Genomic DNA, 24,693 nt, shown 5'->3' with positions numbered 1-24,693 from the left:
AGAGCCTAGGGTGCTCTCATGGTGATGCGCCCAGGGACCGAGCAACGGCTGCTCGACGCCGCCGAGGAGCTCTTCTTCTCGCAGGGCATCGCCGCCACCCCGATCGACGCCGTCCTCGAACGGGCCGGGGTCTCGACGGCCACGCTGTATCGCGGCTACGCGAGCAAGGAAGCGCTCGTGGCGGCTGCCCTCACCCGTCGCCACGAGGACTGGATCGCCACCTGGGACCGCGCGGTCGCCGCCGAGCGTGACGACCTGGGCCGACTGCTGGCGGTGTTCGACGCCCTCGACGACTACCGCTCGACGCCCACGGGCTCCCGCTGGTGCGCCTTCCTCGGCACCGCCGCCGAGTACGCCGACGCCCCCGCCGAGGTCCGACAGGTCCTGGACCTCGAGACCAACACCCTGCGCCGGCGGCTCGTGGCGCAGGCGGTGCCGGTGGTCGGTCCCCGTGCCGACGCGCTCGCCGATCAGCTGCTCCTCATCGTCTCCGGTTACCTTGCGATGCGGTTGCGCGACCCCGCGCTCGACACGACGACGGCACGGTCCGTCGCCGCGTCCCTCATCCGGGAACACACCACCCCGGACGGAACGATGCCCCGGGCCTGACGCGACCCGCGCCCGGGACGCCACCCGCGCCCGGGACGCGCGTCGAGGCGGACAGGAGGCCCGTGGCGGCCCCGCGCCGCGCCTCCAGGCCGTTGACCGTCACCCCACGGCCCGTGCCGCTCGGCCGAGCGCTCAGGCGCGACCGCGGTTGCGGCGCCGGATCTCCTTCGGAGCCCGCCCGGCCATGAAGGACCGTGCAGGATCGACGAGGAAGCCCTGCCGGAGCGCCTCGCGACCGACGAGCATCCGGAACCCCATCTGGTCCCGGTTGCTCAAGGTGACCTCGGACTCGACGACCTGCCCGGCCAACGCGACCCGCGTGCGGACGACGATGCGCTCCTGGGTGTGCCCGGTCGAGCTGCGGACGATGCGGCGGTCGTGCACGTCGCACTCGATGGTGGAGGCGTCCGCATCGGTGTCCTGCCAGGGGTGCAGCGAGAACCGGACCCGCTCGCCGGGCAGTTCCTCGAGGTCGAAGGCGTGCAACGCGGAGCTCCGGGCGCCGGTGTCGAGCTTCACCTTGATCCACGGCACGCCGAGGTCCGGCAGCCCCGCCCACTCCCGCCACCCGGCGACGACGAGCCCGCTGTCGGAGGACTTCGGAGCTCGGGCCATGTGCCCATCCTGTCGCATGCTCCGCGGCCACGTCCGCATGCTTTGATGGAGCGTCGCCGTCGATCCGACCCAGCGGAGAACCCCTCGATGAAACTCGCCATCCTGTCGCGCGCGCCCCAGGCGTACTCGACCCAGCGCCTCCGCGCAGCGGCACTCGACCGCGGTCACGAGGTCAAGGTGCTCAACACCCTGCGCTTCGCGATCGACCTGTCCGGCGACGACCCGGACCTGCTCTACCGCGGCAAGCTGCTGAGCGACTACGACGCCGTGCTGCCGCGCATCGGCAACTCGATCACCTACTACGGCACCGCGGTGGTGCGGCAGTTCGAGCAGATGGACGTCTACACGCCGAACACGGCGAACGGCATCACGAACTCGCGCGACAAGCTGCGGGCGAACCAGATCCTGTCGCGGCACGACATCGGCATGCCGGCGACGACCTTCGTGGCCGGCCGCAACGACGTGCGCGGGGCGATCGAACGGGTCGGCGGCGCGCCCGTCGTCATCAAGCTCCTCGAGGGCACGCAGGGCATCGGCGTGATCCTGGCACCCGAGGCGAAGGTCGCCGAGTCGATCGTCGAGACCCTGCACTCCACCAAGCAGAACGTCCTGATCCAGCGGTTCATCGCCGAGAGCCGCGGTCGGGACATCCGGGCCCTCGTCGTCGGCGACCGGGTCGTGGCCGCCATGCGCCGCACCGCCTCGGGCGACGAGTTCCGATCGAACGTGCACCGCGGCGGCACCGTCGAGAAGGTCACGCTCTCGCCCGAGTACGAGGCCGTGGCGGTGCGCTCGGCGCAGATCATGGGCCTCAAGGTCGCCGGCGTCGACATGCTCGAGGGCAACGACGGGCCGCTCGTGATGGAGGTCAACTCGTCGCCAGGGCTCGAGGGCGTCGAGCGCGCCACCGGCCTCGACATCGCCGGTGCGATCGTCGACTTCATCGCGAACCAGGTCGCGTTCCCCGAGATCGACGTCCGCCAGCGGCTGTCCGTCTCGACCGGCTACGGCGTCGCCGAGCTCCTCGTGCACACCAACGCCGACCTGGTCGGCAAGACGATCAAGGAGTCCGGGCTCTGGGACCGTGACATCACGGTCCTCACGCTGCACCGCGGCTCGAACGTCATCCCGAACCCTCGCAGTGGCGTCGCCCTCGAGCCTGGGGACCGCCTGCTCTGCTTCGGCAAGCTCGAGGAGATGCGGTCGATGATCCCGGAGCGCCGCAAGCGGCGCGCGAAGGTGCGGAAGCTGCCGAAGGACGTCTGAAACGGGCCGTCCAGCGCATCCGGATCGCGCACACAGGCCAGATGCGGAAGTATGTGTCGGTGACGATCATGACGGAACGGCCGGTCGACCAGGCATCGAGCAGTGAACCGGAGCAGCCCGGCAACGCCACGGCGAAGCACCGGAACGTCTCGCTGCTCTCAGTGGCGACCACCACTGCGGAGCGTGTGACGACCTCGGCCGACATCGAGGCCAAGCTCCGAGGGGTCCTCCGTCGGCTCCGTCTGCCGATGGGACTGCTCGAGCGCGTCGCCGGGGTCATCGAGCGTCGCAACTGGGGCGAGGGGCAGACCTTCCAGGACGCCGCGATCGACGCCGGCCGTCGTGCCATGGCCGAAGCCGGTGTCCGTCCGGACGAGATCGGGCTGCTCATCAACACCTCGGTGACGCGCCCGCACCTCGAGCCGTCGGTGGCCGTCCGCCTGCACCACGGCCTCGGGCTGCCGTCGTCCGCCATCAACTTCGACATCGCGAACGCCTGCCTGGGCTTCGTGAACGCCATGAGCGTCGCCGCGGGCATGATCGACTCCGGGCAGATCAAGTACGCCCTCGTCGTCGACGGCGAGGACGCCGACCAGGTGCAGCTCAACACCATCGACCGCCTGAACCAGGGCGGCCGGAACCGCAAGGACTTCATGAGCGAGTTCGCCAGCCTGACCCTCGGGTCCGGTGCCGCGGCGGCCGTGCTCGGCCCGGCGGACCTGCACCCCGAAGGCCACCGGATCGTCGGCGGCGTCACCCGCGCGGCGACCCAGTGGTATGACCTGTGCGTCGGCAGCGTCGACGGCATGTTCACGGACGCGAAGATGCTGCTCAAGGGCGGCATGGAGCTCGTCGTCGCCGCCTGGACCGAGGCCCGAGCCCACTTCGACTGGGCAGACATGGACCGCTACGTGCTGCACCAGGTCTCCGACGTGCACACCAACGCCTTCGTCGAGGCGATCGGCATCCCGCGCGCCAAGGTCCCCACCACGTACCAGCGGTTCGGCAACGTCGGCCCCGCGTCGATCCCGATCACCCTCGCCGACGAGGTCGCCTCCGGTGGGATCCGTCGCGGTGACCGCGTGTTCCTGGGCGGCGTCGGCTCCGGCATCAACACGGCGATGATGGAACTCCACTGGTGAGGTCCCGGCTGCCCCGCGTCGCCGCGAGCACGGCTCCGGCGACGCAGCCGCCCTCCCTGCCCGGCCTCGACCCGGCCTGGTCGCGTCTGGTCACGGTTCCCGCGTGGTCCGCAGAGCGGACTGGGCCCACGCCGCCGGTTCCGGAGCGACGCGCCAGCGGCGGGCCGGCCGTGCCGGTGGGGAGAGGCACAGATCGCGCCGTGCGCACCTGGCACCTCCTGGACACGGCCGGTTCCCTGGCCGCGCTCGGCGTGGAACCGGTCGGCACGATCCTCTGCGTGCACGGCAACCCGACCTGGTCGTACCTGTGGCGGTCGGTGCTCCGCACCTCGCTCGAGGTCGCCCGGGCCGGCGGACCGGCCTGGCGCGTGGTCGCCGTCGACCAGCTCGACATGGGCTTCTCGGAGCGCACCGGCGTCGAGCGGGGACTGGCGCAGCGCGTCGCGGACCTCGGAGCCCTGACCGACGAACTCGGGCTGACCGGACCGGTCGTCACCCTCGGCCACGACTGGGGTGGTGTGGTGTCGCTCGGTTGGGCGGTCGACCACCCGGACGTCCTGGCCGCCGCGATGACGTGCAACACCGCCGTGCACCAGCCCGACGACGCCCCGATCCCGGCACCGCTGCGGCTCGCCCTCGGCCCGGGGATGCTCGGCCGCGCGACGGTCGTGACCCCGGCGTTCCTGGAGACCACCCTGGCCATCGCGCACCCGAAGCTCGAGCGGGCCACAGCCGACGGCTACCGGGCGCCCTACCGCGGTGCCGCCCGACGCGGTGGCATCGGCGGCTTCGTCGCGGACATCCCCGTCGACGCCCGGCACCGGAGTGCCGCCGAACTCGACCGCATCGCCGCCGGGGTCGCCGCGCTCGACGTGCCGGTGCTCCTGCTCTGGGGTCCGCGCGACCCGGTGTTCCTCGAGCGCTACCTGGACGACCTGACCGAACGCGTGCCGCACGCCGACGTCCACCGGTTCGAGGGCGCCGGGCACCTGCTGCCTGATGACGCCGACGTCGCGGGTGCGGTGTTCGACTGGCTCGGTGACCGCCTGCCGGACGGTGGCCGTCCTGCTCAGGCCCCCACGGGCCTCCAGTCCGAGGTCGTGGACCCGGGCCAGCCCGCACAGGCGACCCCGCCGCTCTGGGCGCGGCTCGACGAGCTGCGTGACAGCGACGAACCCGCGCTGGTGGAGATGGCCGCCGCCGGTGGCCCCCGCACGATCACGTGGCGGCTGCTCGCCCGACGGGTCGACGAGATCGCCGCCGGACTCGACGACCTGGGCGTCCGGAGCGGCGACCGTGTCTCGCTCCTCGTGACCCCCGGCGCCGACCTGACCGCCGTCCTGTACGCCTGCGTGCGGATCGGGGCGGTCGTCGTCGTCGCGGACGCCGGACTCGGACTCGGCGGCCTGACCCGGGCCGTCCGCGGAGCCCGACCGGACTGGATCATCGGCGCGCTGCCCGGGCTCGGTGCCGCGCGCGCCCTCGGCTGGCCGGGGCGACGCATCGCGACGGTCTCGTTGCCCGCGCCGGCACGGAAGGCGCTGCGTGTGGAGCACACGCTCGTCGACGTCGCCCGCCGCGGTGCCCGCCGTCTCGCCCACGGCACCGCGCTGCCGGCGGCACCGTCGTCGGACGCACCCGCGGCCGTGCTCTTCACCTCGGGATCGACCGGGCCGGCGAAGGGCGTCGTGTACACGCACGGGCAGCTCAGCGCCGTCCGGGACGCCCTGGCCACCCAGTACGACGTCGGTGTCGGCACCGGCCTCGTCGCCGGGTTCGCACCGTTCGCGCTGCTCGGCCCGGCCCTCGGGGCACGGTCGGTCGCGCCCGACATGGACGTCACTGCCCCGCGCACCCTGACGGCGAAGGCGGTCGCGGCCTCGGTCGCCGCGGCTGACGCCACCGTGGTGTTCCTGTCGCCGGCGGCACTGGCGAACGTCGTCGCGACCGCGTCGGAGCTCACCGACGCCGACCGCCAGGCACTGAAGGGCGTGCGGCTGTTCCTGTCGGCCGGGGCTCCGGTCTCGGCTGCGCTGCTCACCGCGGCGACCGAGCTGATGCCGAACGCCAGCGCGCACACCCCCTACGGCATGACCGAGGGGCTGCTCATGACGGACGTCGACCTGGACGGGGTCCGTGCCGCCGGCCGGTCCGATGACGAGGGGATCTGCGTTGGGGTGCCGGCAGCGAACGTCCGCGTCCGCATCGCGCCGCTCGACGGTTCCGGGCGCTCGACCGGAGCCCTGACGGACGAGCCCGGGGTCACCGGCGAGATCGTCGTCGCGGCGCCCCACGTGCGCGACCACTACGACCGGCTCTGGCGCACCGACCGGGTCTCGCGCCTCGGCGTCGACGACCCGCGCGGGCACCGCACCGGGGACGTCGGGCACCTGGACGCCGCGGGACGGATCTGGGTCGAGGGCCGGCTGCAGCACGTGCTCACCACCCCGAGCGGGGTCGTCACGCCGGTGGGGCCGGAGCAGCGGATCGAGGGCGTCGACGGTGTCGGACGTGCCGGGGTCGCGGGCATCGGGCCGATCGGCACCCAGCAGGTGGTGGCCGTCGTCGAGACCGACCCGGCCGTGCGCCGGCCCGGGTTGGCGTCGCCGTCGCTCGCGGCAGCGGTCCGTGCCGCCGCCGGAGTGCCGCTCGCCGCGGTGCTCGTCGTGCCCGTGCTGCCGACCGACATCCGGCACAACTCCAAGGTCGACCGCACCCGGCTCTCACGCTGGGCCGGCTCGGTGCTGTCCGGTGGACGGATGGTGCGCCCGTGAAGGGCGCGTCCGGCATGACCTCACGCGCTCACCGACACTTCGCGGGCCGTCAGACGCGTGACCTGTCGCTCAGCACGAATCTCCGACCCGCCGCGGTTCGAGACGGCGGACGGATGGTGCGCCCGTGAAGGTCCTGGTCACCGGGGCCAGCGGGTTCCTCGGGCAGGCCACCGCCGCTGCGGTGCGGGACGCCGGGCACGAGGTCCGGACCTTCCAACGCCGTCCCTCCGGAGTGTCGGGCGTGCAGGACGTCGCCGGGACGATGACGGACGACGCTGCGATCGCCCGCGCGGTCGACGGGGTCGAGGCGGTCGTGCACCTGGCCGCGAAGGTGTCGCTCGCCGGGGACCCGGCCGACTTCGCCCGGGTCAACGTCGAGGGAACCCGGTCACTGCTGGGGGCCGCCCGTGCCGCCGGCGTCGGGCGCTTCGTCTTCGTGTCGTCGCCGTCGGTCGCGCACACCGGTTCGTCGCTCGTCGGGGCCGATGCCGGTCCGGCCGAGCCGTCCCGTGCGCGTGGTGACTACGCCCGCACCAAGGCCGCGGCGGAGCTGTTGGCACTCGATGCCGACGCCCCGGACTTCGCCGTCGTGGCGGTCCGGCCGCACCTGGTGTGGGGTCCGGGCGACACACAGCTCGTCGGACGGATCGTCGAGCGTGCCCGAGCCGGACGGCTCCCGCTGCTCGACTCCGGCGCTGCGCTCATCGACACGCTCTACGTCGACAACGCCGCGACGGCCATGGTCGCGGCACTCGAACACGTCACGGACGACGGCGTGCACGGCAACGCCTACGTGGTCACGAACGGTGAGCCCCGACCCGTCGCCGACCTGCTCGCCGGCATCTGCACGGCGTCGGGCGTCCGGCCCCCGCAGTGGCACGTGCCGGCCGTTGTCGCCCGGGCAGCGGGGTCCGTGGTCGAGGCCGTCTGGCGCGTCCGACCAGGCGAGGACGAACCGCCGATGACCCGGTTCCTGGCCGAACAGCTCTCGACGGCGCACTGGTTCGACCAGCGGCGGACCCGGCGGGATCTGCGGTGGACCGCGTCGGTGTCGATCGACGAGGGGCTCGAGCGACTGGCGGCGGCGGCGACAGCGGCAGGGGCAGCGGCGGCGGCGGCTCAGGCGTCGTCGGCGGCGACGTAGACCCAGGCCGTCCAACCCGAGGCGAGTGTGACCCGCACGCGCTGGTAGTCGGCGACCTCGTACGCGTCGACCGCGCGGAGCTGCCACTCGTACCCGAGGGACAGGGCCACTCCCTCGACGACGTCGTCAGCAGTACCGCGGCGCAGGATCGGGTGCTGGTCCGAGCCGCTCGTCCGGATGACGTCCGGGTCGGTGATCGTCACCCGGTCGACCCGCCAGCCGGGCAGGGAGTCCGGGGTGGTCGGGACGTGCTCGCCGAACAGTGACTCCTGCACGAGGGGCTGCTGGAGCGTGCCGTAGGAGAACACCCGCTGGGTCTGGCCGGGCAGGTGCTCGGGTCGCCGGACCGGCTTCGGACCGATCGTCGGCGTCGAGGTCCAGACGAGTGCCCCCGCGAGCCCGGTGAGTCCGAGGTGGAGCAGTCCGACGACGGCGAGGACGCTGCCCCACAGGATGCTGCTGGTGTCACCGGGGCACGCGTACTGCAACCCGTCGTCCTCGACGTCGACGCAGGTGGCGGCGCCGTTGCCGATCCCGACGGCGATGGCGATGATGCCGACGACGAGGCAGACGAGCGCGAACGCGCCGAGACCGATGACCCAGCGCTGGCCGGGGGAGAGACGCTTCACGTCGCGAGGGTAGCGGACCGGAGGCGCGGATCACGCGAGCCGATCGGCTCACGTGATCCGCGCCTCCGGTCCGGCGACGTCACCCGCAGAACTCGTACGGGACTTCCGCCTGCGAGCTCACCCAGACGCCGCCGACGGTCGAAGCCTGCCCACCGAGCTCGAACGTGATGTGACGACCGTCGCGCTCGATCGTCCACAACCCCGACCCTTCTTCCTCCGAGTAGTAGACGGAATCGACCGACGTCAAGTCCGGGTACGCCGCGCGGAGCTCGTCCAACGTGCTGCCGACACCGAGTCCCTCCGCGGTCGTCGGTGCGTCGACGTCCTCCCCCGAGAAGCCCGAGATGTAGACGCCCCACACGAGCCCGTCCACCGCGACGACGGTCAACGCAGCAGACCCGTCCCGGCGGAAGTTCGACACGTTCGGGTTCGGGCAAACGCCTTCCACTGTGCCCGGGTAGGCGTCCGCCACCTCGTCGAGTTCACCCGAGACCGGACTGCCGAAGGCGATGGGCCCCACCTCGCTGCCGGAGATCGTCCAGGTGTCCGGATCCGACAGCGAGTACGGCGGCCGGGTCGACGTCGGCGTCGGCGTCGGCGTCGGGTTCGTCGTGGGCGTCGGGCCGCCCACGACCGGGGCCCCGGACGAGGTCTCGGTCGGCGACGGCTCGGGTGTCGTCGTCGCGGTGGGGGCGGGCGCGGTGGTGATCGACGTCGGGATGAGGCCGAGCGCGACCCCGCCGCCGGCAGCACCGAGCAGCAGCACCCCGACGACACCGATCGCGATGCCTGCCCGGCGGCCTCGTCGCTTCGGGCGAGGGGTGGCCCGCTCGAGGACGTTCTGCTTCATCGAGACGAGCATGCGCTGCAGGTCGTCTCCCTGGGGAGGTTCAGTGTTCATCGTGCGTCACCGCCTTCCTGAGTCGTCGGCGGGACCGGGAGACCCGCTGGGTGACCGCCCCGACGCTGAGTCCGAGCAGTTGTGCGGCTTCGGCGTAGGAGTACCCCTGCAGCAGGCAGAGTTCGCAGATCCGGCGATCAGTCTCCGGCAGTGCGGCGATCTCGGCGCGGACCCAGCGGAGCTGCTCGGATGCCTCGGTGGTGTCAGCGGGGGCGGCGAGGTCGAAGGGGAGCTCGTCGCCGGCGTGCTTCTGGTTGCGCCGTCCCAGGTTCTTGGCGTGGTTGCGGCACACCACCAGCAGCCACGGCAGGAGTGTGCCGGTCGGGAGCTGCAGACCGTCGGCTCGCTGCCAGAGCGTCAGGAATGTGTCCTGGACCAGCTCTTCGACGTCCTGCTTGCTCCCCGCGATCGCCCATGCGTACCGGGTCAGCGTCGGCGCGAACCGGTCGAACGCCGTCGCGAGTGCTGCTCTGTCCCCCGAGGCGAGGCGCCGTGCGAGGCCGGCGTCGTCTTCTGCGGTGTTGTCCACGGTGCTCCCTTCACTACGACAATGTCGTGAAGAGGCCGAACCTGACACGGATCACGACACGAGTCGTCCGTGTCGTGATCCGATGGTGATGTGGGAGCGCCATCCGCGCGCTCGGCGGACTCGGCGATCTCCTCGCGGAGCTCCGTGCGGGCCCTGCGGGCGGGCGGCGGTGCAGGTGCCGGCGTGTCAAGCGGTGAAGCGTTGCCAGAGGTCGGCGACGATCGGCCAGACGTCACCGGCGCGGTCTGCTGACCCGATGGCGACGAGGACGATCGGGACGATCGTGACGGCGACGGCCACGAGGACGGCGAGCACGACGGCCGAGGCTGCGGTCGCGGTGTGTCGTCGCGTGAAGGCGAGGACGAGCAGCGCGAGGACGACCAACGACCCCGCGACCGTGGCGAGTGCCACCCGCACGAACGGGAACGGCACGAGTCCCGAGGTGGTCGCGGTGACGCCGCCGAGGAAGCCGACGAGGGGCAGGAACGCCCCGAGTGCGGTGCCGAGGACCAGCACCACGCCGATGCCCGAGGCGATCCAGACGCCGCGCGGGCGGGGGCGACGGAGCTTCGCCCGGCGGTTCCCGGACCAGGCGGTGGTCACGGCTGCTCTCGGCGGTGCCGTGCTGCGTCGGTCTCGGCCGCGTCGGCGGAGTCGGCAGCAGCGGATGCGGCGTCCTCAGCAGCGGCGGCCGCATCGGCTGCGGCGTCCGCGGCCTGCTCCGACGCCCGGGCGAGCGACTCGGCGGCGGCGTCACGCACGTCCTCGGTGGTGTCGGCGGCGGTCTCGACGACGCCCTTCGTGGTCTCGGCGGTGGCGTCGGCTGCGCGCTTCGACGCGTCAGCCGTGGCATCCGCTGCGCGCTCCGCCGCGTCGGCGGTCGCGTCCGCGGTGCGCTTGGTCACGTCGGCGGTCGCTGCGGCAGCGCGCTTCGTCGCGTCCGCCGTGGTCTCGGCGGCCTGCTTGACGGCGTCGCCGGTGGTCTCGCCGGCCTGCTTGACGGCGTCGGTCGCGGCCTCGGTCGCGCGGCCCAGGCGTGACTGCTCGTCGTCGAAGGGGCCGTGCACGTCGAGGACTCGGACGTCCACGCTCGTCGGGAGCTCGGACAGCTGCCGCGTCGCGGCGGTCACCTGCTTCCGCACCTCGTCGGCGACGTGCAGCACCGGCGCCGGGTAGCTGACGACGATGGAGACCTGCACGCCGAGCGCGCCGTCGTCCTCGTCGACCTGCACACCGGCGGTGCCGGCGCTCCGGCCGAGCTGCTTGCGGAGCTGGTCGGCTGCACGGGCGGCGATCCCGCCGAGGCGGTGCACACCGGGCACGCCGAGTGCGGTCTCCGCTGCGATCCGGGCGACGATCGTGACAGTGCTCGCGTCGTCGGGCAACGGCTCCGTCAGTTCTGCGGGCAGGGCTACCTCGGTGACCTGCGTGTGCGCGTTCGGGTCGTGCTGCATGGTTCCTCCTCGTTCGGGATCTGCGCGGGGACGCATCGGGGCACCCGTTCGACGGGGGCCCCGATGCGGTCGGGCGACCTACTTCTTGAAGACGTCCTTGACGTCCTCGCCGGTCTGCTTCGCGCTCGCAGCTGCCTGGTCCTTCTTGCCCTCGGCGACCTTGGAGTCGTCGTTGGTCAGGTTGCCGACGGCTTCCTTCGCCTTGCCGGCGAGGTCCTGAGCGGCGTTCTTGATCTTGTCGTCGAGTCCCATGACGGGTCCTTTCGTGGGTGGGCGGTGCGCCCGGTGTGGTGTGGTGGTGGGCCGGGAGGCCCGGGGTGCGTCCGGCTGACGGGTGTCAGTGGACGCGGGTCGACTTCGCGAGCGCGGAGCGGGTACCGCCGGTCAGGTGCACGAGCACCGGGACCGGACGGCCGAGGGTGCGGTCGAGGACCGCGACGGCTCGGTCGACGGCGTCGAGCACGGTGACGGCGTCCCCGCCGCGGCGGACCGCGACACGGATCCGTGCGGCGCGCTGCCGGCGGACGAGGTAGGTGTCGACACGGGAGCCGACCACGTCGCGGACACCCGCGAGTTCGTGTTCGACGACGTCCCGCACGAGTGCAACGTTGATCGTGACGGCGTCGTCGCCCGAGTGCTCCCGGACGGCGACGGACGTGCCACCACCACCGCGGGTGAACACCCACACGAGCGACAGCACGATCACGAGGGCCGCGGCCCCGGCGACGACCCACAGCGCCGACGCGGGAACGTCGAGGCTGCGGGGGAGGTCGACGTACGGCTTGACGGCGTCCTGGACGGCGGGCAGCACGCCCGCCCCCATCGCGATCCCGACGACGACGGCGACGAGGCCGAGGACGAACAGGATGATCCGGTTGAGGGTCCGGTTGCTCTTGGTCATGCGAGGGTTCCCTTCTCCTCGACCCGGACGCGGACGCGTCGGCCGAAGCGCTCGTCGAGACCGCTCAGGCGCTCCACGACTGCGGCGCGGACGTTCGCCTCGTCGACCGGTACGCCGGTGACGGGGACGATGCGGACCTCGGTGGAACGGCCACGGGCGGTGGCGGATGCGTTCCCCTCGGGGACACCGGCCGCCATGCCGGCGGCGTTCGCCGCGGTGGAGGCGACGATGCGGGAGTCGATGACGACCGCACCGCGGTCGTGCTCGACGACCGATCGGTGCTGGCGACCGGGCTTGAGTGCCAGGACGACCAACACGACGCCGAGGACGACGAGTGCACCCGCGATGACCTCGACGATGGTGACGAACGCGGCGTCCGGGCGGAGCGCCGTGTCGACGACCGTCTGCGGGTCAGCGAGGAGCGGTGGGCGTCCGATGGCGCTGAGCACTGACTCGGTGCCGATCCAGGCGGCCACCAGGGCGAACACCACGAGGGCCACCGCCACTGCTGTGGAGCGGGAGCGGTGGACGCTCCGACGACGGATGCGTCGTTCGACGGAACCGTTGCTCATGATGGCCTCCTAGCGGGCACGGGACTCGTGCGCGCGCACGATCCCGGTGAGTTCGATGTGGGCACTGCCGACACGGCGCCCGGTCAGGTCGCTCACGCGGCCCTTGACCTGGTCCGCGATCCGGATCGACCCGGAGACGATGTCGTCGCTCGCGGCGATCGGCCCGGTGATGTCGAGGGACAGTGCTCCCGAAGCGTCGCCGAGTCCGACGCGCACCCGCTTGGCGGGGGCGCCGAGCCCTTCGGCTGCGACGGCCCGCGCCAGCGAGGTGAGCGCGCGTGCGGTGATCTCGACGCGGCCCGGGACGTCCGGGCCGGCGTTCACCGGGAGCTCCGGCGTCCGGTCAGCACGTCGGTCAGGGCACCGCGGTCGATGCGCCCGGTGGCGAGGGCGGCCACGAGGGCCCCGATCGCACCGAACACGATCACGAGCACGAAGCCCCAGAACCCGAACTGCAGTGCCACGACGGCGAGGACTGCGCCGATGAGGGCGCCGATCAGCGTGTTGCTCATGCGACTCGGGCTTCCTTCTTCTCGTCCTCGTTGTCGTCGTCGTCACCCGGGATGTAGACGTCCTGGATGGTCACGTTGACCTCGGCGACCTCCATGCCGACGATCTGCTCGAGGGCTCGGGCGACACCGGAACGGACGCCGTCGGCGACCTGCTGGAGCGACACCGGGTACTCGGCGACGATCACGATGTCCGCGGCGACCTGCTTCTCGCCGACCTCGACCTTGACGCCCTGACCGAAGTCACGCTGGCCGATGGCGTCGCGGAGGGCACCGATGGCACGGGCTGCGCCGTTGCCGAGGGAGTGCACACCGTTGACCTCGCGGGCGGCGATGCCGGCGACTTTCGACACGACGGTGTCGTCGATGACGGTCTTGCCGGTGACGCCGCTGGTGCCGGCGTGCGAGGTGGCACGGGTCGCCGTGGCGGCCGGGGTGGGGGTGATGGTGTCAGCCATGTTCGTTCCTTCCGTTGACCCGCCGGGCGTTCCCAGCGGTTGCTGTTCACGGATGAGACGGGCTGTGGAAGAGGTTCGTCACACACGACTTCTCGCATTCGGCGGAGATCCAGGGAACCCCGGAAACACGGGGATCCACGTGTACCCCCGGGGTGTTGCGTCAGGCGGTTCCGCTGTTTCCGGCCGCGTCGTTGCGTTCTGCAGCGGCCCGCATGGCGCGCACGCAGGCCATCGGGGACTCGCCGCGCTCCTCGCGGAAGAGCTGCTGCAGGCGTCGGGGGAGCACCCCGGCCGCGGCAGCGATGTCGTCCAGCGTGAGGGCGTCGTCGAGGTGCTGCTCGATGAACGCGACCGCTCGCCGGACCCGCCACGAGGCCCTGCCGGCCTCCGGTCGCGCGGCCAGCGACGCACGCTTCGTCGTGGCCGGGTCCTCGCTGAAGCGGTCGCGGTAGGTCTCGGCGAAGCGCCCGGGGTTGGTGAATCCCCAACGTCGGGCGATCGCGGCGATGCCCGTCGATCCGTTCGTGCCCCCGGCGCGGTCCGCGCGCAGCAGTTCCTCGCGCACGCGGTCGAGCCGGTGGTCGCGGAGGAACCGGTGCGGGGTGGTGTCGAGGGTGCGGGCGAAGACGTCCTGCAGCCCGCGCTGGCTCAGCCCGCACGCGGCGGCGATCGTGGGGACCGACGGGCGTTCGGCGGCCTGCAGCTCGATGAACCGGATCGCGTCGCGGAGCCGGTTCGCCACGGGCACGTCGTCACCGCGGTTGCGGATGGGGAACGTGTCGAGGATGACGACGGCCAGCCGGCGGTTCAGGGCGGTCCGCATCGGTCCGAGCACGCGGTCGTCGACCAGGGCCGGCCCGAGCTCACGGACCAGGTGCCGCAGCGGCTCCCGCCGGGCGATGACCGCGTCCTGCTGGTCGAACAGCAGGGGACCGTCGGGCAGGCGGTAGCCGAGGTCGCGTCCGACGGACCGCAGGAATCGATCCGCGACGTGGATGCCGTTGTAGACGGTCCCGCTCGACTCGAACCGGTAGGCCTCGGATGCCGACGCGATGTACGGGCTGCCCGGTTCGACGACGCGGGTGCGGTCGGCGAAGTGCATCTCGAGCCGACCCTTGGTCAGCCAGAACACCACGTGGTCGTCCCGCACGCCGATGACCCCGCCGCGTCGACCGCCCTCGGCGCGCATGGTGCGGAGCGTCAGGTCGTCGTCGCCCACGACCGTGTACTCGTACCTGGCGTCGTCGGTGGCGAAGGTCTCGGAGGCGAAGTCCGAGCCGCCGTACTCGGCCTCGAAGATGTCCGAGTAGTCGGAGCCCGCGCCGTCGGAGAACCGCAGCCGGCGGAATCCGTTCGTCGTCGAGGGGTCCATCCGCCGATCATGCCACCGGTTGCGCGCGGACGAGATCGGAATACCCTAGGGGGGTACCGTATTGAGAACGGTGGAGGCGGACATGCACGAACACGTCGGGTACATCGGCGACAAGGACGACCTGCTCAAGCGACTCCGTCGCGCCGAGGGGCAGGTGCGCGGCATCGCGCGGATGGTCGAGGACGAGACGTACTGCATCGACGTCCTGACCCAGATCTCGGCGGCGAACCGGGCGCTCGAACGCGTCGCGCTGTCGCTGCTCGAGGACCACCTGGCGCACTGCGTCGCCGAGGCCGTCGCCGAGGGCGGGGACGGCGCCGACGAGAAGGTGCGCGAGGCCAGCCAGGCGATCGCCCGGCTCGTCCGCTCCTGACCCTGACGACCCACCACCGAGAAGGAGACACCATGACCACCGAAACGCTGCTCGTCGAGGGCATGACCTGCGAACACTGCGTGATGAGCGTCACCGAGGAGCTCACCGAGGTCGACGGGGTGTCGGGCGTCGACGTCCGACTCGTCCCCGGCGGGTCGTCCGAGGTCACCGTCAGCTCCGCGGCACCCGTCGACGCGGACGCCCTCCGCGCCGCCGTCGCCGAGGCGGGGTACGAGGTCGTGCGCTCGTGACCGACCGCACCGTCGAACTCGACATCACCGGGATGACCTGCGCCTCGTGCGCGAACCGCATCGAGCGGAAGCTCGGCAAGCTGCCCGGGGTTACCGCCACGGTCAACTACGCCACCGAGAAGGCGCAGGTGCAGGTCGCCGCGGACGGCACCGCCGACCCCGAGGCGCTCATCGCCGCGGTGGAGTCGGCCGGGTACGGCGCCACGGTGCCGGCGCCGCCCGCCGCTGCTGACGCCGACCCCGCGCTGGACGAGGACCCGACCGGCCCGCTGCGCCGACGCCTGGTCGTGTCCGCCGTGCTCGCGGTGCCCGTCGTGGTGCTCTCGATGGTGCCGGTCCTGCAGTTCCCGAACTGGCAGTGGCTCGCCCTGACGCTCGCCGCGCCCGTCGCGGTCTGGGGCGCGCTCCCGTTCCACCGGGCCGCGTGGGTCAATGCCCGCCATGGTGCCGCCACCATGGACACCCTGGTGAGCGTCGGGGTCCTCGCTGCCTTCGGGTGGTCGCTGTACGCCCTGTTCTTCGGTGACGCCGGCACGACCGGCATGCACATGACGTTCTCGTGGTTGGCCACGGACCCCGAGGCCACCGACCTGTACCTCGAGGTCGCGACGGCCGTGACGGTGTTCATCCTCGCCGGCCGGTACATGGAGGCCCGTGCGAAGACGCAGTCCGGCGCCGCACTCCGGGCACTGCTCGAACTCGGCGCGAAGGACGCCACCGTCCTGCGCGACGGTGCCGAACACCGCGTGCCCGCGTCGTCCCTCGTCGTCGGCGACGTCGTCGTGGTGCGACCCGGCGAGCGGATCCCGAGCGACGGCCTGGTGCAGGACGGCTCCTCGGCCGTCGACCTCAGCATGCTCACCGGTGAGTCCGTGCCGGTCGAGGTCGGCCCGGGCGACCTGGTCACCGGCGCGACGATCAACGTCGGCGGCCGGCTCGTCGTCGCGATCACCCGCGTCGGCGCCGACACCGAGCTCGCCCGGATGGGTCGCCTGGTCGAGGACGCCCAGACCGGCAAGGCCGAGGTGCAGCGCCTGGCCGACCGCGTGTCCGGGGTCTTCGTGCCGATCGTCATCGCGCTCGCCGTGCTGGCGTTCGTCGGCTGGCTCGTGTTCGGCGGCTCGGTCACCGCGGCCTTCACCGCGGCCGTCGCCACCCTGATCATCGCCTGCCCGTGCGCCCTCGGACTCGCCACGCCCACCGCCCTGCTGGTCGGGACCGGCCGAGGCTCGCAGCTCGGCATCCTGATCGGCGGTCCGCAGGTGCTCGAGCGCACCCGCGGGGTCGACACCGTCGTGCTGGACAAGACCGGCACCGTCACCACGGGGTCGATGACCCTGCGGTCGGTGACCGCCGTCGACGAGACCGAGGACTTCGTCCTGCGCCTCGCCGCCGCGGTCGAGGACGGCTCGGAACACCCCGTGGCCCGTGCCGTCACCACCGCGGCGCGTGCCCGAGGCGCCGACCTGGCCGAGGCCGAGCAGTTCACCGCGACCGCGGGTGCCGGGGTGCAGGCCGTCGTGGACGGCGACGTCGTGCTCGTCGGCACGGCCCGCTGGCTCGCAGACTCGTGGTCGATCGCCCTGCCGACGGTGCTGTCCGACGCCGTCGAGCGCGCCGAGGCCGCCGGGGCGACCGCGGTCGTCGTCGCCCGGAACGGCAGCGCCCTGGGCGTGGTCGTCGTCGGGGACACCGTCAAGCCCGAGGCCGCCGACGCGATCGCCCGGTTCCGGGCGCTCGGCCTGCACCCGGTCTTGCTCACCGGCGACAACGAGGGTGCCGCACATGCGGTCGCCGCCCGTGTCGGCATCGACGAGGTGCATGCTCGCGCGACCCCGGCGTCGAAGCTCGAGACCGTCCGCCGGCTGCAGTCCGAGGGCCGGAGCGTCGCGATGGTCGGCGACGGGGTGAACGACGCCGCCGCGCTCGCCGCGGCCGACCTCGGCATCGCCATGGGGGCCGGCACTGATGCGGCCATCGCGGCGAGCGACATCACGGTGGTGCGCGGTCGGCTCACCGTGGTGGCCGACGCCATCCGGCTGTCGCGCGCCACGCTCGGCGTCATCAAGGGCAACCTGTTCTGGGCGTTCGCGTACAACGTCGCGGCGATCCCGCTCGCGATGGCGGGGCTGCTCAACCCGGTGCTCGCGGGTGCGGCGATGGCGTTCTCGTCGGTCTTCGTCGTGACGAACAGCATGCGCCTGCGTCGCTTCGCACCGCAGCCGTGAACCCGGCGAGCCGACCGCGGCCCTGAACACGGCGAGCCGACCGCGGCCCTGAACACGGCGAGCCGACCGCGGCCCTGCACGCGACCGGCCCGGGGGCGTGACGCGCGCAGCGAACGCGAGCCGCGCCTCCCGGCCGACTGTGCGCACCACCTGCCGGAGCGCACTACGCTCGAAGACGGTCCGCGACGCAGCGCTGCGTGACCCGCGGGCTGTACGTCCAGAAGGTGATCCAGGAGGACCCCGTGACCGAATCCGCTCCCGTCGACCCCACATCGACCGAAGGCTGGAAGAAGCTCGACAGCATCGCTGCCGACTTCACCCCGGACCTGCGAGGGTGGTTCGACAGCGACCCCGGTCGTGCCGAGCAGTACACCTTCCAGGCGGCCGACCTGACCGTCGACCTGTCCAAGGGCCTGGTGACCGACGAGATCCTCGCCGCGCTGCTGCAGGTCGCGAAGGACACCGGCGTCGCCGAGCGCTTCCAGGCGATGCTCGCCGGCGAGCACATCAACGTCACCGAGGACCGCGCCGTGCTGCACACCGCGCTCCGCCGCCCGAAGGCGACCGAAGGCCTCGTGCCGGCGGCGCCCCTGACCGTCGACGGCCAGGACGTCGACGCCGACGTGCACGCCACGCTCGACAAGGTCTACGGCTTCGCCGAGCAGGTCCGCAGCGGCGCCTGGACCGGTGTCACCGGCAAGCGCATCGAGACCGTCGTCAACATCGGCATCGGTGGCTCCGACCTCGGCCCGGTCATGGTCTACGAGGCACTCAAGCCCTACGTCCAGCCCGGACTCGAGGCCCGCTTCGTCTCGAACATCGACCCGGCGGACATCTACGAGAAGACCGCCGACCTCGACCCCGAGACCACGCTCTTCATCGTCGCGTCGAAGACCTTCGGCACGCTCGAGACCCTGACGAACGCACGCCTCGCCCGCCAGTGGCTGTGGGAGGAGCTCGGCCTGACCGACGCCGCCGACGACGAGAAGAAGAACGCCGTCGCCAAGCACTTCGTCGCCGTCTCCACCGCGCTCGACAAGGTCGAGGCGTTCGGCATCGACCCCGAGAACGCCTTCGGCTTCTGGGACTGGGTGGGCGGCCGCTACTCGGTCGACTCGGCCATCGGCACGAGCGTCGTCATCGCCATCGGCAAGGAGAACTGGGAGCAGTTCCTCGCCGGCTTCCACGCCATCGACGAGCACGTCCGCACCACGCCGCTCGAGCAGAACGTCCCCGTCCTGATGGGCCTGCTCAACGTCTGGTACACGAACTTCCTCGGTGCGCAGAGCCACGCGGTCCTGCCGTACACGCAGTACCTGCACCGCTTCGCCGCGTACCTGCAGCAGCTCACGATGGAGTCGAACGGCAAGCGCGTCCGCTGGGATGGCTCGCCCGTCACCACCGAGACCGGCGAGGTCTTCTGGGGTGAGCCCGGCACGAACGGCCAGCACGCGTTCTACCAGCTCATCCACCAGGGCACCCGCCTCATCCCGGCCGACTTCATCACGGTCGCCAACCCGGCCCGTCCGCTCAAGGACGAGACCGGCGACGGCAAGGGCGTCGCGCCCGGCACCGACGTGCACACGCTGTTCCTGGCGAACTTCTTCGCGCAGACCAAGGCGCTCGCGTTCGGCAAGAGCGCCGACGAGGTCCGCGCCGAGGGCACCACCGACGAAGGCATCGTCGCGGCGCGCACGTTCCCCGGCAACAAGCCGACTACGTCGATCATCGCGCCGGAGCTCACCCCGAGCGTCCTCGGCCAGCTCATCGCTCTGTACGAGCACATCGTGTTCACCGAGGGCACGATCTGGGGCATCGACTCGTTCGACCAGTGGGGTGTGGAACTCGGCAAGCAGCTGGCGCTGCAGGTCACGCCGGCCGTCGAGGGCGACCAGGCTGCGCTCGACGCGCAGGACCCGTCGACCAAGGCGCTCATCGCGAAGTACCTGGAGCTGCGGAAGTAGCGGACGCCCCCACACGACGGACGGGAGGCCCGTGGCGGATCCGCCACGGGCCTCCCGTCCGTCGTGTGCGTGCGCTGGCCGCGGGGGTGGACGCCGGGCCGGTTTCGCGGTCAGCGACACCTCACGCGCCCCGCGGCCCGTGAGGTGTCGCCCAGCGCGAAACGCGCCTGCCGCCGCGCCCCGTCACCGCGCCGGACGGTCCGCCGGTGTCGGTCGGAGCGGCTACGGTCGAGGGCATGGAGCGTTCGGAGATCCTCGCCGCGGCTGCCGCCGCGCACGCCGCCCGCATCGCAGCGGCCGGTGGTGACGACGTCGCAGCGCGTGAACGGGCCGACAGCGTCCGGCGCCGGGCCGACGGGCTCACCGACCGGTACGACACGGTCGAGGGCGCGGACGGCGAGTCCGACGCCCGCGACGCCGCACGCCGACGCGCGGGCGAGGCAGACCGAGCGGCCTCGCGCACCGAGGGCGTGCTGTCGGACTGGCACCGGATGGGCACCCGTCGCGGCGTCACCCCGGACGCGCAGGTCCGCGAGGCCTGGACCGTGACCGGGGTCCCCGAGCGCGGCGACGCCCGGGCACTGGCCAACGTGCTGCTCTCCACCGCGGGGCACGCCGGACGCGTCGCCGACGCCGCCCGACGCAACCCCGCCCTGTCCGGTGCCGCGAGTGCCGCCGCCCGACGGACCGTGCGCCGCTACACCGACCACGGTGCCGACATGGCCTCGTTGGGGGACGTGCTGGGCGACGGCCCCGTCGACGACGAGCGCTGAGCCCGATCCGCGGGTTGGACCGCTCCCGTCCTCATCAGGCCTTCTGTGGACCGATCCAACCGACCCCACGACAGAATGTCCAATTGACAGGACATGGAATCGGGTTACGATCGGTCCACGCGATGAAGCGCGATCACCGACGAAGGAGTCACCGAATGGTCGACATCAAACCGACAGCCCCGACTGTCGCACTGCCCCCGTTGGGGACCGGGCCGCACCGCCGACGACTCGGCGTGCTGGCCCTCGTCGCCACGTTCGGCGGGTTGCTCTTCGGGTACGACACCGGTGTCATCAACGGTGCCCTGAACCCGATGAAGGCGGAGCTCGGCCTCACGAACTTCACCGAGGGCGTGGTCACCAGCTCGCTGCTGTTCGGTGCCGCGATCGGCGCCATGCTCGGCGGCCGCATCGCCGACGGCTGGGGTCGTCGCAAGACCATCATCCTGCTCGCCGTCACGTTCTTCGTCGGCACGCTGATCTGCGTGTTCGCGCCGACGTTCGAGGTCATCGTCGTCGGTCGTGTGCTCCTCGGCCTCGCGGTGGGTGGCGCGTCCACGGTGGTGCCGGTGTTCCTCGCCGAACTCGCCCCGTACGAGATCCGCGGGTCGCTGTCCGGCCGCAACGAGCTCATGATCGTGATCGGTCAGCTCGCCGCGTTCGTGGTCAACGCGATCATCGGCAACCTGTGGGGTGAGGGCAACGGCGTGTGGCGCGTCATGCTGGCCGTCTGCGCGCTCCCCGCGATCGCGCTGTTCGTCGGGATGCTGCGGGTGCCGGAGTCGCCGCGCTGGCTCGCGTCGAAGGACCGCTACGACGAGGCGCTCTCGGTCCTCGAGCAGGTCCGGACCACCGATCGGGCCCGTGCCGAGCTCGACGACATCAAGCGGAGCAACGACCTCGAAGCGAAGGTCGAGCGCGTCAGCGGCTGGCACACGCTGCGCGGGAACAAGTGGCTCATCCGCATCGTGCTCATCGGTGCCGGGCTCGGCGTCGCGCAGCAGCTCACCGGCATCAACTCGATCATGTACTACGGCCAGACCGTGCTCATCGAGTCCGGGTTCCAGGCGTCGGCCGCTCTCATCGCGAACATCGCCCCCGGCGTGATCGCCGTGGTCGGTGGCGTCATCGCGCTGTACAACATGGAGAAGATCAACCGCCGCACGACGCTGATCCTCGGGTTCACGCTGACGACGATCTGCCACTTCCTCATCGGCATCGCGTCGGTGGCGCTGCCCGAGGGCAACCCGGCTCGCCCGTGGGTCATCCTGTTCCTGGTCGTCGCGTTCGTCGGCTCGATGCAGACCTTCCTCAACATCGCCGTCTGGGTCGTGCTGTCCGAGATCTTCCCGACCCAGATCCGTGCGCTCGGCATGGGGATCTCGGTGTTCTGCCTCTGGATCGCGAACGCCTTCCTCGGGCTGTACTTCCCGACGATCGTCGCCGCGACCGGCATCACCGGGACCTTCTTCGGCTTCGGGGTCGTCGGGCTGCTGGCGTTGCTCTTCATCTGGAAGTTCGTGCCGGAGAGCCGCGGCCGCACCCTCGAAGAGGTCGAGGAGGGTGTCACCACCGGCAACATCTTCACCGTCCCGGAGAAGGCGTCGCGCCGCTAGTCCGCACCACGCAGGAGACGTCGGGGCGCCCCAGGGCCCCCGACGTCTCCTGTTCTGCGTGACGGGCGACCTTGGTGCCCACGGATCGGCGGGTTCCTACACTCGACCCGTGCATCCCCTCCTCCTGGCGACCGGCGCCGGTCTGGCCTCCGGTCTCGCCCTCGTCGTCGGTGCCGCGATCGCCTGGTTCGTCCGGGTGCCGCGGACGGTCGTGGCGACGATCACCGCCTTCGGCGCCGGCGTCCTCATCTCGGCGCTCTCCTTCGACCTGGTCGCCGAGGCCACCCGGTCCGGCACGTTCTGGACGGCGATGGCCGGGTTCCTCGGCGGGGCGGTCGTCTACGTCGGTCTCGACGTCCTGCTGGAACGACGCGGTGCACGGAAGAAGCGCAGCGGGGCCGGCTCGACGGGATCCGGGACCGGCCTCGGCATCGCCCTCGGCGCGTTGCTCGACGGCATCCCGGAGACGGCGGTGCAGGGAGTCGGGCTCGCCGCGGGCGGCTCGCTGTCGATCGCGGTCGTGGCCGCGGTCATCATCTCGAACCTGCCGGAGGGGCTGTCCAGCACGTCCGACATGAAGGAGAACGGTCGGGGAGCGCGGTACGTGTTCTCCGTCTGGGGCGCCATCGCCCTCGCGTGCGCCCTCTCGGCGCTCGGCGGGTACGCGATCCTCGGGCAGGCACCGGCCGGGGTGCAGAGCGCCGTGACCGCCGTCGCCGCCGGAGCCATCCTGGCGATGCTCGCGGACACCATGCTGCCCGAGGCCTTCCGGAAGACCGGCCCCTGGACGGGCCTCATCGCTGTCCTCGGGTTCTTCGCGGCGTACGGCATCCACGTGATCGGCGGCTGACCTGGAAGCACTCAGCGCCGGTGCGTTCCCGGTGCCGGTCACCCTGGTCTGCGCCGCGCTGCTCGTGATCGCCGTGGGCTGCGCGGCGTTCGTGGCGGTCGACGTCGCGCCGCCCGCCGCAGATGCGCGTCATGGCGTTCGTGTGGCCGCTCACGATGCTGTTCGGCAGCGTCGTGTGGCTCGTCTTCTACCTGCGCCGGGGTCGGGCCACCGCGCCTGTCCACGGACGGTGGGCGGGCAACGCGATCGACACGAGTCACTGCGGTGCCGGCTGCGCACTCGGTGACCTGATCGGGGAGTTCGGGCTCGCGGCGTTCCCGGCGGTCGGGGTGGCGGTCGGCCTGGGCACGCTCTACCAGGACCGGATGATCGCCGGGTGGATCGTCGACTTCGTCATCGCGTTCGTGCTCGGCATCGCGTTCCAGTACTTCGCCATCGCGCCGATGCGGGGCCTCGGCGTCCGGGCCGGGCTCGTCGCAGCGCTCAAGGCCGACACGTTGTCGATCATCGCGTGGCAGGTCGGCATGTACGGACTGATGGCGGTGTGGCAGCTGGTCGTGTTCCCGGCACTCGTCGGCGGACGCGCGAGCGTCTTCTCGCCGGAGTTCTGGGTGGCGATGCAGCTGGCGATGGTGGCCGGCTTCGTCTGCTCGTACCCCGTGAACGTGTGGCTGGTGCGTCGGGGGATCAAGGAGGCCATGTGACGGACCAGCGAACGGACGGGAGGCCCGGTGCCAGCTGGCACCGGGCCTCCCGTCCGTTCTGTGGTCGCGCTACGGGCGCAGGAGCACCTTGCCGACGCGGCCGGCGGTGTCGCTGGCGCGCACGGCGTCGCGGACCTGCTCGAAGGCGAAGGTCTCGGCGACGGGGAGCGTCAGCGAGCCGTCGAGCACGCGGGTGATGAGCTCACCGAAGAGCTGCCCCTTCGTCTCGTCCGGCATCGTCTTGCTGACGACGGAGCCCCAGAAGCCCTTCACGGTGAGCTGGCCGAAGATGACCTTGCCCGACGGGATCTCGAGCGTCGGCGACGCCATCGCGCCGAAGACGACGAGGGTGGCGTTCTCGCCCAGCACCGAGGCGATGTCGCCGGCGGCCTTGCCACCGACCGACTCGACGCCCGCGATGATCGGGGCGCCACCGGTGATCGCGGCGACCTGGTCCTGCCAGTCGTCGGCGTCGGTGGCGACGATGCGCTCGATGCCCTGCTCGCGGAGCTCGTCGACACCGGCGGCGCGACGGACGAGTCCGATCACGTTGATGCCGCGGGCGGCACCGAGCTGGGCGACCATGCGACCGACCGCACCGTTGGCGGCGTTCTGGATGATCCAGTCGCCCTCGTGCAGGTCGAGCGAGTGCAGCAGGCTGATGGCGCTGAACGGCATCGAGACGAGCTGGGCTGCGGCCTCGTCGGTCATCGCGTCCGGCACCGGCACGAGTCCGGCGGCGTTCGCGGTGTAGTACTCGGCCCAGACGCCGAAGGCACCGCCGGCGACGCGCTGGCCGACCTGCAGGTTCGTGACGCCCTCGCCGAGTGCCTCGACGACGCCGAGTGCCTCGGTGCCCGAGGCGGCGGGGAGCTCCGGCTTGAAGCCGTAGGTGCCGCGGACGGTCCACAGGTCGTGGTTGTGGATGGGGGAGAGGACGGTGCGGACGAGGACCTCGCCGGCGCCGGGCGTCGGGACGGGGCGCTCCTGCACCTCGAGGACGTCGGCGGGCTCGGCGAACGTCTCGTGGACGACGGCGCGCATGGTGGTGGGGGTGGTGGT

27 protein-coding genes are annotated in these 24,693 nt (G+C 71.9%); 13 read left to right on the top strand and 14 right to left on the bottom strand.

Features of this window, described 5'->3' with window-relative positions; genetic code table 11:
• The first annotated feature begins 18 nt into the window (after window positions 1-18).
• A complete protein-coding gene (locus DEJ30_RS09930) occupies window positions 19-609 on the top strand; it encodes a TetR/AcrR family transcriptional regulator (protein WP_110860942.1) in 591 nt (196 codons plus the stop codon).
• A gap of 132 nt (window positions 610-741) precedes the next feature.
• Here DEJ30_RS09930 and DEJ30_RS09925 read toward each other — a convergent pair whose 3' ends face one another.
• Complete coding sequence (locus DEJ30_RS09925; RefSeq protein WP_110860939.1) at window positions 742-1,224, bottom strand: RimK/LysX family protein; 483 nt, start codon at window positions 1,222-1,224, stop codon at window positions 742-744.
• 87 nt (window positions 1,225-1,311) lie between these two features.
• Between DEJ30_RS09925 and DEJ30_RS09920 the strand changes: the two genes are divergently transcribed.
• The 4 genes from DEJ30_RS09920 (at window position 1,312) to DEJ30_RS09905 (ending at window position 7,550) form a co-directional block, all read left to right on the top strand.
• A complete protein-coding gene (locus tag DEJ30_RS09920; protein WP_110861118.1) occupies window positions 1,312-2,490 on the top strand; it encodes a RimK family alpha-L-glutamate ligase in 1,179 nt (392 codons plus the stop codon).
• Window positions 2,491-2,558: 68 nt separating this feature from the next.
• On the top strand, window positions 2,559-3,632 hold the full coding sequence (locus tag DEJ30_RS09915) for a 3-oxoacyl-ACP synthase III (protein ID WP_110861116.1): 1,074 nt from the start codon (window positions 2,559-2,561) through the stop codon (window positions 3,630-3,632).
• A gap of 8 nt (window positions 3,633-3,640) precedes the next feature.
• Window positions 3,641-6,406, top strand: coding sequence for an alpha/beta fold hydrolase (locus DEJ30_RS09910; RefSeq protein ID WP_110861114.1), 2,766 nt, complete (start codon window positions 3,641-3,643; stop codon window positions 6,404-6,406).
• Window positions 6,407-6,530: 124 nt separating this feature from the next.
• On the top strand, window positions 6,531-7,550 hold the full coding sequence (locus DEJ30_RS09905; protein WP_110860937.1) for an NAD(P)-dependent oxidoreductase: 1,020 nt from the start codon (window positions 6,531-6,533) through the stop codon (window positions 7,548-7,550).
• Here DEJ30_RS09905 and DEJ30_RS18530 read toward each other — a convergent pair.
• From DEJ30_RS18530 to DEJ30_RS09845, 12 genes are all read right to left on the bottom strand, one after another.
• Window positions 7,526-8,179 carry a gamma-glutamylcyclotransferase family protein gene (locus DEJ30_RS18530; protein WP_258369889.1) on the bottom strand — a complete coding sequence of 218 codons (654 nt, stop codon included), beginning with the start codon at window positions 8,177-8,179 and terminating at the stop codon, window positions 7,526-7,528. The two genes, DEJ30_RS09905 and DEJ30_RS18530, sit on opposite strands and share 25 nt — an antisense overlap.
• Window positions 8,180-8,258: 79 nt before the next feature.
• Window positions 8,259-9,080, bottom strand: a complete 822-nt coding sequence (locus tag DEJ30_RS09895) for a hypothetical protein (protein ID WP_146238547.1) — start codon at window positions 9,078-9,080, stop codon at window positions 8,259-8,261.
• A complete protein-coding gene (locus tag DEJ30_RS09890) occupies window positions 9,070-9,609 on the bottom strand; it encodes an RNA polymerase sigma factor (RefSeq protein WP_110860933.1) in 540 nt (179 codons plus the stop codon). The genes DEJ30_RS09895 and DEJ30_RS09890 overlap by 11 nt, the downstream gene beginning before the upstream one ends.
• Window positions 9,610-9,795: 186 nt before the next feature.
• On the bottom strand, window positions 9,796-10,212 hold the full coding sequence (locus DEJ30_RS09885; protein WP_110860931.1) for an MFS transporter permease: 417 nt from the start codon (window positions 10,210-10,212) through the stop codon (window positions 9,796-9,798).
• Window positions 10,209-11,063 (bottom strand): Asp23/Gls24 family envelope stress response protein, encoded by an 855-nt coding sequence (locus DEJ30_RS09880; RefSeq protein WP_181420086.1) that lies wholly within the window; start codon window positions 11,061-11,063, stop codon window positions 10,209-10,211. The genes DEJ30_RS09885 and DEJ30_RS09880 overlap by 4 nt, the downstream gene beginning before the upstream one ends.
• Window positions 11,064-11,141: 78 nt before the next feature.
• Window positions 11,142-11,315, bottom strand: a complete 174-nt coding sequence (locus tag DEJ30_RS09875; RefSeq protein WP_071246087.1) for a CsbD family protein — start codon at window positions 11,313-11,315, stop codon at window positions 11,142-11,144.
• A gap of 85 nt (window positions 11,316-11,400) precedes the next feature.
• On the bottom strand, window positions 11,401-11,964 hold the full coding sequence (locus DEJ30_RS09870) for a hypothetical protein (protein ID WP_110860927.1): 564 nt from the start codon (window positions 11,962-11,964) through the stop codon (window positions 11,401-11,403).
• On the bottom strand, window positions 11,961-12,536 hold the full coding sequence (locus tag DEJ30_RS09865; RefSeq protein WP_110860925.1) for a DUF6286 domain-containing protein: 576 nt from the start codon (window positions 12,534-12,536) through the stop codon (window positions 11,961-11,963). Before DEJ30_RS09865 ends, DEJ30_RS09870 begins: the two co-directional genes overlap by 4 nt.
• Window positions 12,537-12,545: 9 nt before the next feature.
• Window positions 12,546-12,860 carry a hypothetical protein gene (locus tag DEJ30_RS09860; protein WP_110860923.1) on the bottom strand — a complete coding sequence of 105 codons (315 nt, stop codon included), beginning with the start codon at window positions 12,858-12,860 and terminating at the stop codon, window positions 12,546-12,548.
• Window positions 12,857-13,048 (bottom strand): DUF2273 domain-containing protein, encoded by a 192-nt coding sequence (locus DEJ30_RS09855; protein ID WP_017885412.1) that lies wholly within the window; start codon window positions 13,046-13,048, stop codon window positions 12,857-12,859. The genes DEJ30_RS09860 and DEJ30_RS09855 overlap by 4 nt, the downstream gene beginning before the upstream one ends.
• On the bottom strand, window positions 13,045-13,503 hold the full coding sequence (locus DEJ30_RS09850) for an Asp23/Gls24 family envelope stress response protein (RefSeq protein ID WP_110860921.1): 459 nt from the start codon (window positions 13,501-13,503) through the stop codon (window positions 13,045-13,047). Before DEJ30_RS09850 ends, DEJ30_RS09855 begins: the two co-directional genes overlap by 4 nt.
• Window positions 13,504-13,663: 160 nt before the next feature.
• Entirely contained in the window at window positions 13,664-14,875 is a 1,212-nt protein-coding gene (locus tag DEJ30_RS09845) for a helix-turn-helix domain-containing protein (RefSeq protein ID WP_110860919.1), read from the bottom strand.
• Between the two features lie 82 nt (window positions 14,876-14,957).
• Here DEJ30_RS09845 and DEJ30_RS09840 point away from each other — a divergent pair, with 82 nt between their 5' ends.
• The 8 genes from DEJ30_RS09840 to DEJ30_RS09805 all read left to right on the top strand — a co-directional run bounded on the left by DEJ30_RS09840 (window position 14,958) and on the right by DEJ30_RS09805 (window position 23,631).
• Complete coding sequence (locus DEJ30_RS09840; protein ID WP_110861109.1) at window positions 14,958-15,248, top strand: metal-sensitive transcriptional regulator; 291 nt, start codon at window positions 14,958-14,960, stop codon at window positions 15,246-15,248.
• 32 nt (window positions 15,249-15,280) lie between these two features.
• Window positions 15,281-15,499 (top strand): heavy-metal-associated domain-containing protein, encoded by a 219-nt coding sequence (locus DEJ30_RS09835; RefSeq protein WP_110860917.1) that lies wholly within the window; start codon window positions 15,281-15,283, stop codon window positions 15,497-15,499.
• Window positions 15,496-17,727, top strand: coding sequence for a cation-translocating P-type ATPase (locus DEJ30_RS09830; protein WP_110860915.1), 2,232 nt, complete (start codon window positions 15,496-15,498; stop codon window positions 17,725-17,727). The genes DEJ30_RS09835 and DEJ30_RS09830 overlap by 4 nt, the downstream gene beginning before the upstream one ends.
• A gap of 242 nt (window positions 17,728-17,969) precedes the next feature.
• Window positions 17,970-19,691: a glucose-6-phosphate isomerase gene (pgi, locus tag DEJ30_RS09825; protein ID WP_110861107.1), complete on the top strand. Its 1,722-nt coding sequence runs from the start codon at window positions 17,970-17,972 to the stop codon at window positions 19,689-19,691.
• A 236-nt stretch (window positions 19,692-19,927) separates the two neighbouring features.
• The gene (locus DEJ30_RS09820) at window positions 19,928-20,464 is read left to right on the top strand and encodes a hypothetical protein (RefSeq protein ID WP_110860913.1); all 537 of its coding nucleotides are present in this window, start codon (window positions 19,928-19,930) and stop codon (window positions 20,462-20,464) included.
• 155 nt (window positions 20,465-20,619) lie between these two features.
• Window positions 20,620-22,077 (top strand): sugar porter family MFS transporter, encoded by a 1,458-nt coding sequence (locus DEJ30_RS09815; protein WP_110860911.1) that lies wholly within the window; start codon window positions 20,620-20,622, stop codon window positions 22,075-22,077.
• 109 nt (window positions 22,078-22,186) lie between these two features.
• Window positions 22,187-22,927 (top strand): ZIP family metal transporter, encoded by a 741-nt coding sequence (locus DEJ30_RS09810; protein ID WP_110860909.1) that lies wholly within the window; start codon window positions 22,187-22,189, stop codon window positions 22,925-22,927.
• A 131-nt stretch (window positions 22,928-23,058) separates the two neighbouring features.
• Window positions 23,059-23,631 (top strand): DUF4396 domain-containing protein, encoded by a 573-nt coding sequence (locus DEJ30_RS09805; protein ID WP_220032948.1) that lies wholly within the window; start codon window positions 23,059-23,061, stop codon window positions 23,629-23,631.
• 69 nt (window positions 23,632-23,700) lie between these two features.
• On the opposite strand, the gene DEJ30_RS09800 is transcribed toward DEJ30_RS09805, so the two are convergent.
• Window positions 23,701-24,675, bottom strand: a complete 975-nt coding sequence (locus tag DEJ30_RS09800; RefSeq protein WP_110861105.1) for a zinc-binding dehydrogenase — start codon at window positions 24,673-24,675, stop codon at window positions 23,701-23,703.
• Window positions 24,676-24,693: the final 18 nt, after the last annotated feature.

The sequence above is a fragment of the Curtobacterium sp. MCPF17_003 genome (assembly GCF_003224385.1).
GTDB classification, from domain to species: Bacteria; Actinomycetota; Actinomycetes; order Actinomycetales; family Microbacteriaceae; genus Curtobacterium; species Curtobacterium flaccumfaciens.
This window is presented reverse-complemented; position numbering and strand designations above follow the sequence as displayed.

Coding starts and splice junctions, on each gene's coding strand:
- DEJ30_RS09930 (WP_110860942.1), top strand. CDS start 19: ATGGTGATGCGCCCAGGGACCGAGCAACGGCTGCTCGACGCCGCCGAG.
- DEJ30_RS09925 (WP_110860939.1), bottom strand. CDS start 1,224: ATGGCCCGAGCTCCGAAGTCCTCCGACAGCGGGCTCGTCGTCGCCGGG.
- DEJ30_RS09920 (WP_110861118.1), top strand. CDS start 1,312: ATGAAACTCGCCATCCTGTCGCGCGCGCCCCAGGCGTACTCGACCCAG.
- DEJ30_RS09915 (WP_110861116.1), top strand. CDS start 2,559: ATGACGGAACGGCCGGTCGACCAGGCATCGAGCAGTGAACCGGAGCAG.
- DEJ30_RS09895 (WP_146238547.1), bottom strand. CDS start 9,080: ATGAACACTGAACCTCCCCAGGGAGACGACCTGCAGCGCATGCTCGTC.
- DEJ30_RS09880 (WP_181420086.1), bottom strand. CDS start 11,063: ATGCAGCACGACCCGAACGCGCACACGCAGGTCACCGAGGTAGCCCTG.
- DEJ30_RS09875 (WP_071246087.1), bottom strand. CDS start 11,315: ATGGGACTCGACGACAAGATCAAGAACGCCGCTCAGGACCTCGCCGGC.
- DEJ30_RS09870 (WP_110860927.1), bottom strand. CDS start 11,964: ATGACCAAGAGCAACCGGACCCTCAACCGGATCATCCTGTTCGTCCTC.
- DEJ30_RS09865 (WP_110860925.1), bottom strand. CDS start 12,536: ATGAGCAACGGTTCCGTCGAACGACGCATCCGTCGTCGGAGCGTCCAC.
- DEJ30_RS09855 (WP_017885412.1), bottom strand. CDS start 13,048: ATGAGCAACACGCTGATCGGCGCCCTCATCGGCGCAGTCCTCGCCGTC.
- DEJ30_RS09850 (WP_110860921.1), bottom strand. CDS start 13,503: ATGGCTGACACCATCACCCCCACCCCGGCCGCCACGGCGACCCGTGCC.
- DEJ30_RS09845 (WP_110860919.1), bottom strand. CDS start 14,875: ATGGACCCCTCGACGACGAACGGATTCCGCCGGCTGCGGTTCTCCGAC.
- DEJ30_RS09840 (WP_110861109.1), top strand. CDS start 14,958: ATGCACGAACACGTCGGGTACATCGGCGACAAGGACGACCTGCTCAAG.
- DEJ30_RS09835 (WP_110860917.1), top strand. CDS start 15,281: ATGACCACCGAAACGCTGCTCGTCGAGGGCATGACCTGCGAACACTGC.
- DEJ30_RS09820 (WP_110860913.1), top strand. CDS start 19,928: ATGGAGCGTTCGGAGATCCTCGCCGCGGCTGCCGCCGCGCACGCCGCC.
- DEJ30_RS09815 (WP_110860911.1), top strand. CDS start 20,620: ATGGTCGACATCAAACCGACAGCCCCGACTGTCGCACTGCCCCCGTTG.
- DEJ30_RS09805 (WP_220032948.1), top strand. CDS start 23,059: ATGGCGTTCGTGTGGCCGCTCACGATGCTGTTCGGCAGCGTCGTGTGG.
- DEJ30_RS09800 (WP_110861105.1), bottom strand. CDS start 24,675: ATGCGCGCCGTCGTCCACGAGACGTTCGCCGAGCCCGCCGACGTCCTC.